Source organism: Mycobacterium sp. IS-1590 (assembly GCF_001500025.1).
Classification (GTDB): Bacteria; Actinomycetota; Actinomycetes; order Mycobacteriales; family Mycobacteriaceae; genus Mycobacterium.
The window spans coordinates 367,124-380,674 of record NZ_LQIW01000001.1; the positions used below are offsets into that span (position 1 = coordinate 367,124).

Annotated in this window: 14 protein-coding genes; 4 read left to right on the top strand and 10 right to left on the bottom strand. The window is 68.7% G+C overall.

The window, feature by feature from the left end; genetic code table 11:
- Positions 1-5: 5 nt before the first annotated feature.
- The 5 genes from AU197_RS01780 to sdhC are packed head-to-tail and all read right to left on the bottom strand — an operon-like array spanning position 6 to position 4,453.
- Complete coding sequence (locus AU197_RS01780; RefSeq protein WP_082696445.1) at positions 6-920, bottom strand: alpha/beta hydrolase; 915 nt, start codon at positions 918-920, stop codon at positions 6-8.
- Positions 921-979: 59 nt separating this feature from the next.
- Positions 980-1,771, bottom strand: a complete 792-nt coding sequence (locus tag AU197_RS01785) for a succinate dehydrogenase iron-sulfur subunit (protein WP_064400651.1) — start codon at positions 1,769-1,771, stop codon at positions 980-982.
- A 3-nt stretch (positions 1,772-1,774) separates the two neighbouring features.
- Entirely contained in the window at positions 1,775-3,529 is a 1,755-nt protein-coding gene (gene sdhA / locus AU197_RS01790; RefSeq protein ID WP_064400652.1) for a succinate dehydrogenase flavoprotein subunit, read from the bottom strand.
- A gap of 13 nt (positions 3,530-3,542) precedes the next feature.
- Positions 3,543-4,034: a succinate dehydrogenase hydrophobic membrane anchor subunit gene (locus AU197_RS01795; protein ID WP_197415429.1), complete on the bottom strand. Its 492-nt coding sequence runs from the start codon at positions 4,032-4,034 to the stop codon at positions 3,543-3,545.
- Positions 4,031-4,453, bottom strand: a complete 423-nt coding sequence (sdhC, locus tag AU197_RS01800; protein WP_082696446.1) for a succinate dehydrogenase, cytochrome b556 subunit — start codon at positions 4,451-4,453, stop codon at positions 4,031-4,033. Before sdhC ends, AU197_RS01795 begins: the two co-directional genes overlap by 4 nt.
- Before the next feature lie 246 nt (positions 4,454-4,699).
- Between sdhC and AU197_RS01805 the strand changes: the two genes are divergently transcribed.
- Genes AU197_RS01805 through AU197_RS01815 form a run of 3 tightly spaced genes read left to right on the top strand, consistent with a single transcriptional unit; the run spans position 4,700 to position 7,537 of the window.
- The gene (locus AU197_RS01805) at positions 4,700-5,122 is read left to right on the top strand and encodes a cytidine deaminase (protein ID WP_064400654.1); all 423 of its coding nucleotides are present in this window, start codon (positions 4,700-4,702) and stop codon (positions 5,120-5,122) included.
- Positions 5,119-6,438: a thymidine phosphorylase gene (locus AU197_RS01810; RefSeq protein ID WP_064400655.1), complete on the top strand. Its 1,320-nt coding sequence runs from the start codon at positions 5,119-5,121 to the stop codon at positions 6,436-6,438. Before AU197_RS01805 ends, AU197_RS01810 begins: the two co-directional genes overlap by 4 nt.
- A 13-nt stretch (positions 6,439-6,451) precedes the next feature.
- Entirely contained in the window at positions 6,452-7,537 is a 1,086-nt protein-coding gene (locus tag AU197_RS01815; RefSeq protein ID WP_064400656.1) for an adenosine deaminase, read from the top strand.
- Positions 7,538-7,630: 93 nt separating this feature from the next.
- On the opposite strand, the gene satS is transcribed toward AU197_RS01815, so the two are convergent.
- The 3 genes from satS to AU197_RS01830 all read right to left on the bottom strand — a co-directional run bounded on the left by satS (position 7,631) and on the right by AU197_RS01830 (position 10,364).
- Positions 7,631-8,896 carry a protein export chaperone SatS gene (gene satS / locus AU197_RS01820; RefSeq protein ID WP_064400657.1) on the bottom strand — a complete coding sequence of 422 codons (1,266 nt, stop codon included), beginning with the start codon at positions 8,894-8,896 and terminating at the stop codon, positions 7,631-7,633.
- Between the two features lie 70 nt (positions 8,897-8,966).
- Complete coding sequence (locus AU197_RS01825; protein ID WP_064400658.1) at positions 8,967-10,070, bottom strand: C40 family peptidase; 1,104 nt, start codon at positions 10,068-10,070, stop codon at positions 8,967-8,969.
- Positions 10,071-10,073: 3 nt separating this feature from the next.
- Positions 10,074-10,364, bottom strand: coding sequence for a type VII secretion target (locus AU197_RS01830; RefSeq protein WP_064400659.1), 291 nt, complete (start codon positions 10,362-10,364; stop codon positions 10,074-10,076).
- A gap of 50 nt (positions 10,365-10,414) precedes the next feature.
- Here AU197_RS01830 and upp point away from each other — a divergent pair, with 50 nt between their 5' ends.
- The gene (gene upp / locus AU197_RS01835; protein WP_064400660.1) at positions 10,415-11,038 is read left to right on the top strand and encodes a uracil phosphoribosyltransferase; all 624 of its coding nucleotides are present in this window, start codon (positions 10,415-10,417) and stop codon (positions 11,036-11,038) included.
- Here the strand turns inward: upp and AU197_RS01840 are convergent.
- Positions 11,035-12,663, bottom strand: a complete 1,629-nt coding sequence (locus AU197_RS01840; protein ID WP_064400661.1) for a phospho-sugar mutase — start codon at positions 12,661-12,663, stop codon at positions 11,035-11,037. The genes upp and AU197_RS01840 overlap by 4 nt on opposite strands.
- 49 nt (positions 12,664-12,712) lie before the next feature.
- Complete coding sequence (locus tag AU197_RS01845; RefSeq protein WP_064400662.1) at positions 12,713-13,507, bottom strand: purine-nucleoside phosphorylase; 795 nt, start codon at positions 13,505-13,507, stop codon at positions 12,713-12,715.
- Positions 13,508-13,551 lie beyond the last annotated feature (44 nt).

A 13,551-nucleotide genomic window follows, 5' to 3' on the forward strand; every position in this document is an offset into this window, starting at 1 on the left:
CGCGGTCAGCGCCGAGGAGCGGTCGCGTCGCGCACGTGGGCCACGAGCACGTCGTACATTCGCCGCGTCACCTCGGTGTTGTCGCTCAGGACGTTGTAGCCATGGTCGACGCCGATGACATCGTGATGGCGCACCAGCGAACCGGCGGCGTCCAGCTTGGCGGCGTACCGGACGCCTTCGTCGCGGAGCATGTCGAATTCGGTGGTGACGACGACCGCGGGGGCGATCCCGGCGAGGTCGTCGGCGTTGGACCCCCACGCCGGCGAGGCGAACCGGTGAGTGCGGTCCTCGCTCCGCGGAATGTAGGCCGTGTCGAACACTTCGGCCATCCACGGTCTGAGTACGGCGTCGCGGCCCAGCGGGGAGCGCTTCTTCGCCGCCGGTGTCACCAGGTCCAGCGGCGCGTAGTGCAGCACCTGCAGCGCAATCGCCGGGCCGCCTTCTTCGAGGGCCATCCGGGCGACGGCGGCCGACAGGTTGCCGCCGGCGCTCTGTCCGCCGACGCACAACCGGCTGCCATCCCAGTCCCGGTCCTGGGCGGCGGCCCACCGCGTCACATCGAGCACCTGTTCGGCCGCGGTGGGAAACCGGTGGCCGGGCGCGAGCACGTAGTCGGTGTTGACGACGACCACCCCGGCGTGCGCGGCCAGGTAGCGACACCACGGGTCGTCCTGCTCCGGGTGGCCGACGACGAAACCACCGCCGTGGATGTTGACGTAGACGCCGGGGCGGCCGGTCGCCGAGGGCGGTGGCCGGTAGATCGTCACCGCGGTGGGGCCGTGCCGGGTGGCGACGACGTCGTCACTGGTATCGCCGCCGATGTCTCGGAATCGCACGCCCGGCTTCGGTTCGGTGTTGAAGGTTCGGGCGAACAGGCGCGCCACGCCGTCGGCGACGGGCTGCCAGGACAGTATCGACACTGCGCTCCTCTCAGCGGTTGTAGTGACTACAACGGCGAAAGGAGCTCCTCGGTTCGCTATCAGCGCGCGAACATCAACGCGCGCTTGACCTCCTGGATGGCTTGCGTGACCTGGATGCCGCGCGGGCAGGACTCGGTGCAGTTGAACGTCGTACGGCAGCGCCACACCCCGTCGACCTCGTTGAGGATGTCGAGCCGTTCGGCGGCGGCCTCGTCGCGGCTGTCGAAGATGAAGCGATGCGCGTTGACGATCGCGGCGGGACCGAAGTACGACCCCTCGCTCCAGTAGATCGGGCAGCTCGTGGTGCAGCAGGCGCACAGGATGCACTTGGTGGTGTCGTCATAGCGGGCCCGGTCGGTCTGGCTCTGAATACGTTCGCGCGTAGGGGGATTGCCGCTGGTGACCAGGTACGGCTTGATGGCGCGGTAGGCGTCGAAGAACGGTTCCATGTCCACGACGAGGTCCTTTTCCACGGGCAGCCCGCGGATCGGCTCGATGGTGATGGTGAGCTGCTTTTTCGGGTTCTTCGGCAGCATGTCGCGCATCAGCACCTTGCACGCAAGCCGGTTGACGCCGTTGATGCGCATCGCGTCCGAGCCGCACACACCGTGCGCGCAGGACCGCCGGAACGTGAGAGTGCCGTCCAGGTACCACTTCACGTAGTGCAGCAGGTTGAGCAGCCGGTCGGTGGGCAGGCATGGAACGCGAAAGCTCTGCCAGCCACCCGAATCCGCGTAGGCATCGGGATTCTCCGGATTGAACCGGGCGATCTTCAGCGTCACCATCACCGCGCCCTCGGGCACGGGCGGCAGCTCGGGATCCTTGGTCTCGACCTCTGGCGCTAGGGTCATTGATCAGTACTTCCGTTCCATCGGCTCATAGCGGGTCTGAACCACGGGCTTGTAGTCCAGCCGGATGTCGGACAGAAGGTCGCCGCCCTCCTTGTAGGCCATGGTGTGGCGCATGTAATTGGTGTCGTCGCGGTTCGGATAGTCCTCGCGGGCATGCCCGCCGCGAGACTCCTTGCGGTTCAGCGCCCCCACCACGGTGACCTCGGCGAGCTCGAGCAGGAAGCCGAGCTCGATCGCCTCGAGCAGATCGCTGTTGTAGCGCTTGCCCTTGTCGTGCACCGTAATTCGCGAGTACCGCTCCTTGAGTGCGTGGATGTCGGTGAGCGCCTGCTTGAGTGTCTCCTCGGTGCGGAACACCGCGGCGTTGTTGTCCATCGACTGCTGCAGGGCGCCGCGGATGTCGGCGACGCGCTCGTTGCCGTGTTCGGAGAGGATGTCGCCGACCCAGTCGACCACCATGCCCGCCGGATTCTGCGGCAGGGGCACATGGTCGTGTCCCAGTGCGTAGTTGGCGGCGGCGATGCCCGCGCGACGGCCGAACACGTTGATGTCCAGCAGCGAGTTGGTGCCCAGGCGGTTGGCGCCGTGCACCGACACGCACGCGCATTCGCCCGCGGCGTACAGGCCGGGAATGATCGTCGTGTTGTCGCGCAGCACTTGGCCGTTGACGTTGGTCGGGATGCCACCCATCACGTAGTGACACGTCGGGTAGACCGGCACCAGCTCCTTGACCGGGTCGACACCCAAGTAGGTACGGGCGAATTCGGTGATGTCGGGCAGCTTGGCCTCGAGCACGTCCTCGCCGAGGTGGCGCACGTCGATGTAGACGTAGTCCTTGTTCGGACCCGCACCGCGACCCTCGAGCACCTCGAGCACCATCGACCTGGCGACGATGTCGCGCGGGGCCAGGTCGACGATCGTCGGCGCGTAGCGCTCCATGAAGCGCTCGCCATCCCCGTTCAACAACCGGCCGCCCTCGCCGCGCACCGCCTCGGAGATCAGGATGCCGAGGCCGGCCAAACCGGTCGGATGGAACTGGTGAAACTCCATGTCCTCCAGGGGAAGTCCCTTACGGAAAACGATGCCGAGGCCGTCGCCGGTCAAGGTGTGCGCGTTGGAGGTCGTCTTGTACATCCGCCCCGACCCGCCGGTGGCGAACACGATGGCCTTGGCGTGGAAGACGTGGATGTCTCCGGTCGCGAGCTCATAGGCGATGACGCCGGTGGCCACGGGCCCGGACTGCGTCTCGGTGATCGAGATGTCCAGCGCGTAGAACTCGTTGAAGAATTCGACGTCGTGCTTGACGCAGTTCTGGTACAGCGTCTGCAGGATCATGTGGCCGGTGCGGTCGGCCGCGTAACAGGCCCGGCGCACCGGAGCCTTGCCGTGATCGCGGGTGTGCCCCCCGAAGCGGCGCTGGTCGATGCGGCCCTCGGGGGTGCGGTTGAACGGCATCCCCATCTTCTCGAGGTCCAGGACCGCGTCGATGGCCTCCTTGCACATGATCTCGACCGCGTCCTGGTCGGCGAGGTAGTCGCCGCCCTTGACCGTGTCGAAGGTGTGCCACTCCCAGTTGTCCTCTTCGACGTTGGCCAGCGCGGCGCACATGCCGCCCTGGGCCGCGCCGGTGTGGCTGCGCGTCGGGTACAGCTTGGTCAGCACCGCGGTGCGGGCCCTCGGTCCCGCCTCCACCGCCGCGCGCATACCGGCGCCGCCCGCACCGACGATGACGACGTCGTAGCGATGTTCAACAATCATGTGAAGCTCACCCTCATGAGATGTTCGCGTCGAAGGTCACCAGCACGTAGCTGCCCAGCACCAGCGTGAATCCCGTCGCCAGCAGCAGCAGCGAATTCAGCCAGAATTTCGTGGTGTTCTTGCGCGCGTAGTCGCCGATGATGGTCCGCAGGCCGTTGGCTCCGTGCAGCTGGGCCAGCCACAGCAGCGCCATGTCCCAGATCTGCCAGAACGGCGACGCCCAGCGCTCGGCGACGTAGTTGAAGTCGATGCGGTAGACCCCGTCCTCCCACATCAGCATCACGAACAGGTGGCCGAGCGCCAGAAAGACCAGCGCGACGCCCGAGAACCGCATGAACAGCCACGCGTACTTCTCGAAGTAGGGGATGCCGCGCGGACGACGTGGCGCCCGCGGGTGGTCCAGGCCGGCCGGCCGGTCGTGCTCTTTCTGCATCACCGGGGCGATGCGACCCTCGCGGTGGTGCGGCGTCCAGGCTCCCGAAGGCCCGCCGGCTGGCGCGCTCACAGGAACCGCTCCGCCATGTGCATGCCGATGATGCCGAGAGACGGGATGAAGATCGCCAGGAAGACGCCGACGACGACCCACAGCATCACCCGCTGATAGCGCGCTCCGTGCTGCCAGAAGTCGATGAGGATCACCCGGACGCCGTTGAGGGCGTGGTAGAGCACCGCGACGACCAGCCCGATCTCCATCAGTCCGATCAGGGGGGTCTTGTAGGTCTCGATGACCTCGTTATAGGCCTGCGGGCTGACGCGCACCAGCGCCGTGTCGAGCACGTGGACGAACAAGAAGAAGAAGATCGTCGCACCGGTGATGCGGTGCAGGACCCACGACCACATCCCGGGATCGCCGCGGTAGAGGGTCCGTCTGCGCGACGGTCGCGATCGTGGAGCCGCGGGGCTCTCGGGTGTCGCAGTACTCATCTGGCCTCCAACGCCTTCGGTGGACGATTGGGCTTCGGAGCTGCACCGGGCGGCAGGTTCCTTCCTGGTTCGCGCACTTCACCCAAACCTCGGGGCGACTCTAAACCCAGTTGTACTGCTAAACGAACTACGGTTTAGCCGTCGATGTCTTGAAAAACGCCGAAGTTAGGGTCACCTATTCCGGTCCCGGGCTTCGCGGAGGGGGCATCGGAATGCATTCAGAACCGGCCTGGCGAGGGTGGGACGATGTCGGAGATCAACTGGAATACGTTGCGCCACAAGGCAACAGAAACATCTGAGAACGCATACGCGCCCTATTCGGGCTTCCCGGTCGGCGCGGCCGCCCTGGTCGATGACGGACGCGTGGTGACCGGCTGCAATGTGGAAAATGTCTCATATGGTCTTGGTCTCTGCGCGGAGTGCGCGGTGGTCTGCAACCTGCGTTCGAGCGGTGGTGGACGGCTGATCGCGCTGTCGTGCGTCGACGCGGCGGGGGAGCTGCTCATGCCGTGCGGCCGGTGCCGTCAGGTGCTGCTCGAGCACGGCGGGCCGGAGATGCTGATCGACCATCCGAGCGGACCGCGTCCGCTGGCCGATCTGCTGCCCGACGCGTTCGGACCGCATGACCTGGCCCGCCGGGATCGGTTGGGGGGTGGGGAAACTCCGTGACGCAGTTCACATTTGATGCGCCGACGGTCATCCGGACCAAGCGCGACGGCGGGGTGCTCTCGGACGCGGCCATCGACTGGGTGATCGACGCCTACACCCGCGGTCGGGTGGCCGACGAGCAGATGGCGGCGTTGCTGATGGCGATCTTCTTGCGCGGTATGACACCGGCCGAGATCGCCCGTTGGACCGCGGCGATGGTCGACTCCGGCGAGCGGATGGACTTCAGCGACCTACGGCGGGGCGGAAAGCCTCTGGCGTTGGTGGACAAGCACTCCACCGGTGGGGTGGGGGACAAGATCACCATTCCGCTGGTGCCCGTGGTGATGGCCTGCGGTGGTGCGGTGCCGCAGGCCGCCGGACGCGGACTCGGCCACACCGGCGGCACGCTCGACAAGCTCGAATCCATTGCGGGATTCACCGCCGAGATCTCGAAAGACCAGATCCGCCAACAGCTTTGCGAACCCGGCGCCGCGATCTTCGCCGCGGGCGAGCTGGCCCCCGCCGACCGGAAGATCTACGCCCTGCGCGACATCACGGCGACCACGGAGTCACTGCCGCTGATCGCGAGTTCGGTGATGAGCAAGAAGATCGCCGAGGGCGCGGGCGCGCTGGTGCTCGACACCAAGGTCGGTTCGGGCGCGTTCCTCAAGACCGAAGAGGAATCGCGGGAACTGGCCCGCACCATGGTCGACCTGGGCACCGCGCACGGCCTGGCCACCCGGGCGGTGCTGACCGACATGTCCGCGCCGTTGGGCCGCGCCGTCGGCAATGCCGTTGAGGTGGCCGAATCGCTGGAGGTGCTCGCCGGCGGCGGCCCGCCCGACGTGGTGGAGCTCACGCTGACCCTGGCCGCCGAGATGCTGGACGCCGCAGGCATCGACGGTGTGGACCCGGCCCAGACCCTCCAGGACGGCTCGGCGATGGATCGGTTCCGCGATCTGGTCGCCGCGCAGGGTGGTGATCTGGCCGCATTGACCACCGGGGGTCTGCCCGTCGGCCCCCACACCGAGACCGTCACGGCGCCGCGCGGTGGCAGGATGGAGAACATCGACGCGATGGCGGTGGGTTTGGCGGTGTGGCGGCTCGGAGCGGGACGCTCCGCTCCTGGTGAGCGGGTCCAGCCCGGTGCCGGGATGTACATCCACCGGCGGGTGGGCGAACCGGTGAGCGCCGGAGAGCCGCTGTTCACGCTGTACACCGAGACCCCCGACCGGTTCGAGGGGGCGATCGCCGAACTGGACGGCAACTGGGCCGTCGGCGACGCCGCACCGCCGCCGCGTCCGCTGATCATCGACCGAATCACGAGCGGAGACTGAACCGGAGACCGACATGACGACGCTGACGCTGGACTCGATCAGACAAGCGCCCAAGGCGCTGCTGCACGACCACCTGGACGGCGGGCTGCGCCCGGCGACCGTCCTCGAACTGGCCGAGGCCACGGGTTACGACGACCTTCCGGCCACCGATGTCGACGAGCTGGCGACGTTCTTCCGCACCGCCGCGCACAGCGGGTCGCTGGTGCGCTATCTCGAGCCGTTCGCCCACACCGTCGGCGTCATGCAGACACCCGAGGCCCTGCACCGGGTGGCCTACGAGTGCGTCGAGGACCTCGCCGCCGACAACGTGGTCTACGCCGAGATCCGGTTCGCGCCGGAACTGCACATCGACAGCGGGCTGTCGCTGGACGCCGTCGTCGATGCGGTCATGGCCGGGTTCGCCGACGGCGAGAAGGCCGCCAGCGCCGACGGGCGGACCATCACCGTGCGCTGCCTGGTGACGGCGATGCGGCACGCGGCGCGCTCGCTCGAGATCGCCGAACTGGCGGTCCGGTTCCGCGACAAGGGCGTGGTCGGTTTCGACATCGCCGGGGCGGAAGCCGGCCACCCGCCGACACGGCACCTCGACGCGTTCGAGTACATGCGAGGCAACAACGCGCGCTTCACGATTCACGCGGGGGAGGCCTTCGGCCTGCCGTCGATCCACGAGGCGATCGCCTACTGTGGTGCCGACCGTCTCGGCCACGGTGTGCGCATCGTCGACGACATCACCGTCGCACCCGACGGCACCGCGCAACTGGGCCGGCTCGCCGCACTGCTGCGCGACAAGCGGGTTCCGTTCGAGATGTGTCCCTCGTCCAACGTGCAGACCGGCGCGGTCGCCAGCATCGCCGAGCATCCGTTCGACCTGCTGGCCCGGCTGCGCTTCCGCGTCACCGTCAACACCGACAACCGGCTGATGAGCGACACGACGATGAGCCAGGAGATGCTGCGCCTGGTCGAGACCTTCGGTTACGGCTGGAGCGATCTGCAGCGGTTCACAATCAATGCGATGAAGTCGGCCTTCGTCTCGTTCGACGAGCGCCTGTCGATCATCGACGACGTCATCAAGCCGCGCTACGCCGTCCTGATCGGCTGACTGCCCGTCTTTTTCCGCGCGAGCGACCGCGTCCGTCCCCCGACACGCCGCGTGCGCGTGACAGTTTGCGGTCGCTCGCGGCGAAGGCGTGCCCTATTCGGGGCGGAGCCGGGACTCGATGAACGCCTCCAGCGCCTCCCACTGTTCGACGGCCTTGGCGTACGGCGGGCTCGGGGCGCGGACGGTGTCGGGCTCCAGGACGTGCGCGATCAGCCTGCCGAGCGGCTGGTCCGGATCGAGGGTCTGGTCGACGGTGGTGTCCTCCGAGTAGTCGCCGACATCGCGGAGCAGTTCGACGGCGAGTTCCAGTTGGTCGCGGTCCAACGCATCGGGTCCGTCGGCGAGGTCGTCGACGATGCCCGTCAACACATAGACGTTGTCGTCGGTGATCTCGATCTGCAGCGAGCCGTCGGTGGCGGCCGTGCGGATGTCGTCGTAGGTGGCAAGCCCCGAAAGGTCGTGGTCGTGTTCGTCGGCCAGATACCGCGCCAGCGCCCGCTCGGAGCCGAAGACGCTGATGCGCCCGTTGCGGCCGAGGAAGACCGGCTGGTCGTCGAGGTAGCAGCGCAGCGTGTAGTAGGTGCCCGCGCTCGTCATCAACCGCACCGGATCGATGCCGACCTTGAGCCAGAAGTCCTCGTCGCTGCCCAGCACCTGACTCTGCGCCTGGGTGGTCAGGGCGTCGGACTCGTCCTCGTCCTCTTCGGTGGCGTCGACCCCGGAGGGCTCGTCGATCAGCTCATCGGGTTCGGGTTCGGGTGCAGGCTCGGCCAGCTCGGCTTCCGCCTTGCGCGAGGCGGCGGAGTCGACGTCGGGTGTCGTGATGACCTCGTCGAGCGCATCGACGACGTTGTCCCAGGCCCGCGCGATGACCGCCTCGATCTCGCCCCATCGTTTACGGCCGCTGCGGCCGGAGAACGCCTCGATACCGCCGCCGAGTGTGCCCAGCACCGGATTGCCGTTGAAAAACCTTGTGACGACCGGGAGTTCGCACACCGAGCCGAGCGACGAGACGATCACCAGGGTGCGGTGCAACTGCCGAACCGCGTCCTCGCTGACCTTCTCCGCGACGAGCTCCGGCACGCCGATGACGTCGTACTGGTGCTCCTCGGCCGGGTCCAGGCGGTGTGCATTGGCCTCGGTGACCTTGGTCCAGGCGGGGTGATCGACCAGGTCGTTGTCCTTGTCGGTCCTGACGAACGCGACGAGTTCTGCGACCGACTCGAACCCGTACAGATCTTCGTCCTTGCCGAGGAAGGCCTCCCACTCGTCGCCGCCATCACGCCAGCGTGGAGCCCATAACGTGTACAGGTCGCCCTTGGTCAAGCCGAGCCGGATCGGCACGATGTCAGCAGCCATGGCGGACAGCCTAACGATCGGAACTCCCGGCGAAGCTGGCACAGTGCCCCAACCTGCCGACCCAGTGCCCTCACGCCGTCGGCCGCCAGAAACCCTGGAAGCCCTGCCCGGCGTTGGTGGTCCGGATCGGCGAGAGTTGCACCGGGTCGCCGGCTTCGATCATCTGGCCGTTCCCGACCACCATCGCCACGTGACCGTCCCATATCGCGAGGTCGCCCGGCCGCAGGTCGCCGGCCCCGACGGGGGCACCCACGTCCTGTTCCTGGGCCAGCCGCGGAAGCGTCAATCCGGCTTCCGAATAGGCCCATTGGGTCAGGCCACTGCAGTCGAGGCCGACGCCCGGCGTGGTGCCGCCCCAGTCGTACGGCACCCCCAGTTGAGTCAGGGCATACCGGACCGCGCTCGCCGCCACCGCGTTCGGTGCGGTTGCCGTGCTGCCGTCCGGCAGGCGCACCGCGACGCCGTCGCCGAACCTCGCGGCATCGGGCGGCTCGGGGCGGGACCACTCGGCGATGTCGCGCACCAGCGAGCCGAGCCCGCCCGCGTTCGCGCCGAGCCCACTCGCACCGGAACCGAGCCCACCGGCTGACGGCATGCCACCACCACCGAACCCCGATGACGGCGCGGTCGGGGCGGTGAACCCGGCGGGCGCGGTCGGTGCCGGCCCGGTCATCGGCGCAGCCGGTGCGGTGGGCAACCCGGCGGCGTGCCCGTCCAGTTCGGCGCGCAATTGGTCGACCACCGCGAGGGCCTCCGCGAGTGATCGCCGCGCCTCGGCGACCAACTCCTCCATCACGCCCGGCGAGTCGAGGAACGGCTCGAGCGCCGCCGCGCGCGCCTCGAAGGTCTCGACGATGTCGCTCAGGCGCTCGCGGGCGCGCGACACCGCGGCCCCGGCCTCCTCGGCCGCCGCGCCGAGGCGTCGCACCCGTTCCGCGAGCTCATCGGTGCGTGCGACGGTCGCGGTGAACACGCCCGCGGCCGCGTCGGCACCCGCGCCCGCCCAGTGCTGCGCCGCGCGGCCCCACCCCTGGGCGACCGACGCCGACACCTCGCGCAGGGCGGTGTCCACATCGCGCAGCGCGGTCGCGAGCTCCGTCACCGAACCTGAGCCGACCAGTGACTGGACGTTTCGCAGCGGCGCCGTCAGCCCGGTGATCAACGCACTCGGCATCGTCTACAGGCCGAACACCCGTGCGCCCGCGCGTTCGTCGGCGTCGTCGTAGGCGAGCGCCGTGCGGTAAGCGGCGTCACCGCTCGCCGAGGCATGATCGCCCAGCGCGGCCACCATGCGGCGCTCGCCCTCGATGGCGTCGGCCAGCGCCGCGAGGAACGGCCGGCCGACCGGACCGAACGCGGCGACGGATGTGCTGACCGCGGCCAGCTTCGAAGCGATGGTGGCCAGTTCGTCGGCATGCGCGGCGGTGGTCGCGGCCAATGCTCGCACCGCGTCGGTATCAGCGTGCATATGAAGTAGGACGCGGCGCGGCGACCCTCGGTTCCGACTATGGTCGCCCCATGGATGTTCGCGTGGTCGATCACCCGCTGGCGGCCGCACGACTGACCACACTGCGCGACGAGAACACCAACAACGCCGCCTTCCGCTCGGCACTGCGCGATCTGACGCTGATGCTGGTGTACGAGGCCACGCGCGACGCCGCGGTCGAAACCGTGCCGGTGCGCACCCCGCTCACCGAGACGACCGGCGCCCGGTTGGCCAATCCGCCGTTGCTCGTACCGGTCTTACGCGCCGGCCTCGGGATGGTGGACCAGGCGCACGCGCTGATACCGGAGGCGCGCGTCGGCTTTGTCGGCGTCGCGCGCGACGAACAAACGCATCAGCCGACGCCGTATCTGGAGTCGCTGCCCGCCGACTTGAGCACACAGCCGGTGATCGTGCTCGACCCGATGCTGGCGACGGGTGGCTCGATGGTGCACACCGTCGAACTGCTGTATTCCCGGGGTGCCGTTGACATCACGGCGATCTGCGTCGTCGTGGCCCCCGAAGGCCTTGCCGCACTGGAGAAGGCGGCTCCGGATATCCGGTTGGTCACCGCGACCATCGACGAATGCCTCAACGACATCGCCTACATCGTGCCGGGCCTCGGCGACGCGGGGGACCGCCAGTTCGGGCCGCGTTAAAAGCGCCCGGCGACCTCGCGCAGCTCGTCCTGCAGGCGCCGTGCGCGCTCCCGGGCGGCCGCCAGATCGCCGACCTCGCTGCAGCGAACCTCGATGTAGGACTTGACCTTCGGTTCGGTGCCGGAGGGACGCACGACGATGCGCACCGAGACGTCGTCGTCGCCTCCGGTCATGACCACGGCGTCGGTGCCCTCGTCGGGCAGCAGGTCGGTGACGGCCGCCTCGTATCCGGCGAGGCTCTCCGGTGGTGTCTCCCGCAGGCGTTTCATCACCGCGGCGGCCTCGTGGCCGTCCTCGACGAGTCGCGACACCGCGGTCGTGGCGTGCACACCATGGCGACGTGCCAGGTCGTCGAGCGCGTCGAGCAGTGTGTGCCCGCGGTCGCGCAGCGCGACGATGAGATCGCAGATCAACACCGCCGCGCTGATGCCGTCCTTGTCCCGGACGGCCGACGGATCGACGCAGTGCCCGATCGCCTCCTCATAGGCGTACACCAACGTGCAGCCGGGCAGGTCGACGTCGGCTCGTGAGAGCCACTTGAAGCCGGTGGGTGTCTCGACGTGCCGCGCGCCGTGCTCACGCGCGATCGACGAGAGCATGCGCGACGACACCAGGGTGCTGGCCACCACCGTCGTCTCCATCACCGGCCCCGGCTCGATCTGCGAGAGGATGTAATCTCCCAGCAGCCAACCCATTTCGTCCCCGGAGAGCATGCGCCACCCGTCGGGCGTGGGAACGCCGACCGCACATCGGTCGGCGTCGGGATCCAATGCTATTGCGACGTCGGCGTCGACGTCGCCCGCCAACCTCAGGACGGCTTCGACCGCCTCGGGTTCCTCGGGATTGGCCGTGGAGATGGTGGGGAAGTCGGGATCGGGTGCGAACTGCTCGTCGACGACGTGCACGTCGGGCAGGCCGGCGCGCACGAACGCGTCGAGTGCGAACTCCCCGCCCACACCGTGCAGAGGAGTGAACGCAATACGGACCTGGCCGTGGGTGTGCCGGACAGTCGCGGCGCGTTCGACATAACGCTGCACTTCGTCGACGCCGCCGGGGGTGACCTGCTGACGGGGGATCTCATCGGCGTGCGGCGCCTCGGCCATGGCCGCCTCGATCTCGCGATCGGTGGGTGAGTTGATCGGGAAGCCGCCGCCGAAGTACACCTTGAAGCCGTTGTCGGACGGCGGGTTGTGCGAAGCGGTGATCTGGATGCCCGCGGCCGCGGGGCGATGGCGCACGGCGAACGCGAGGGTCGGGGTCGGCACGGCGGCGAAGAACAAGGTGACGGGAAAGCCCTGTGCGGCAAGCACTTCAGCGGCGGCCAGCGCGAAGTCGTCGGACCCGTGCCGGGCGTCGCGCCCGACGATCACGTCCTGGCCGGCCAGGCCGCGGTCTTTGAGCACCTTGGCCACCGCCCAGCTGGCCCGCAGCACGACGGCGAGGTTCATCCCGCCGGGGCCTGCGCGTAACGGCCCGCGCAGACCGGCGGTGCCGAATGTCAGGGGATGTGCGAACAGCTGCTCGAGCTCTTCTCCGGAACACTGCGAGAGCTCGGCGGCGGTCTTGGGATCCGGGTCGTGCGAGATCCACTCCTGCGCGGTGTTTGTGGCCGGCGACACAGACATGCGGGTAGTGTGCCCAATTTCTGAGCCGCGTATTCCGGCCACTTCGACCTCAGAGCCGGGCGATGACCGCCGCGAGCAGGGTGCCCATCCGAGTCGCGGACTGCCGCCCCGCCTCCAGCACCTCCTCGTGGTTCAGCGGCTCTCCGGTCATACCCGCCGCGAGGTTGGTCACCAGCGAGACGCCCAGCACCTGGGCTCCGGCTTCGCGGGCGGCAATGGTCTCGTGCACCGTCGACATGCCGACGAGGTCGGCCCCCATCGTGCGCAGCATCCGGATCTCGGCGGGCGTCTCGTACTGCGGCCCCGGCAGACCGGCATAGACGCCGTCGACCAGCGTCGGGTCGATCTCGCGGGCAAGGTCACGCAGGCGCGCCGCGTACGCGTCGACCATGTTGACGAACCGCGCACCCACCAGCGGCGAGCGGCCGGTCAAATTGAGGTGGTCGCTGATCAGCACCGGCTGACCGACCGTGAAGTCGTCGCGCAGCCCACCGGCGGCGTTGGTGAGCACCACGGTGTGGACACCGCCGGCGCAGGCGGCGCGGACCGGGTGCACGACGTGGCGCAGCTCGTGCCCCTCGTAGGGGTGGATGCGACCTACGAAGACCAGAACACGGTGATCGGCGACGCGCATCGACAACACCTGGCCGCCATGGCCCTCGGCGGTCGGTGGCGCGAACCCCGGCAGCTCCGCGACCGGCACCACGGTGACCGGATCCCCCAGCCGTTGCACCGCCGGCGCCCAGCCCGAACCGAGCACGACGGCGACGTCGTGGCGGTCGACGCCGGTGCGCTCGGCGAGCGCTGCGGCCGATTCGGCGGCCACTGCCTGGGCATCGGTCACAGTGGGCGAGCTTATCGGTCGGACCCGACGCCCGGCCCCGATGA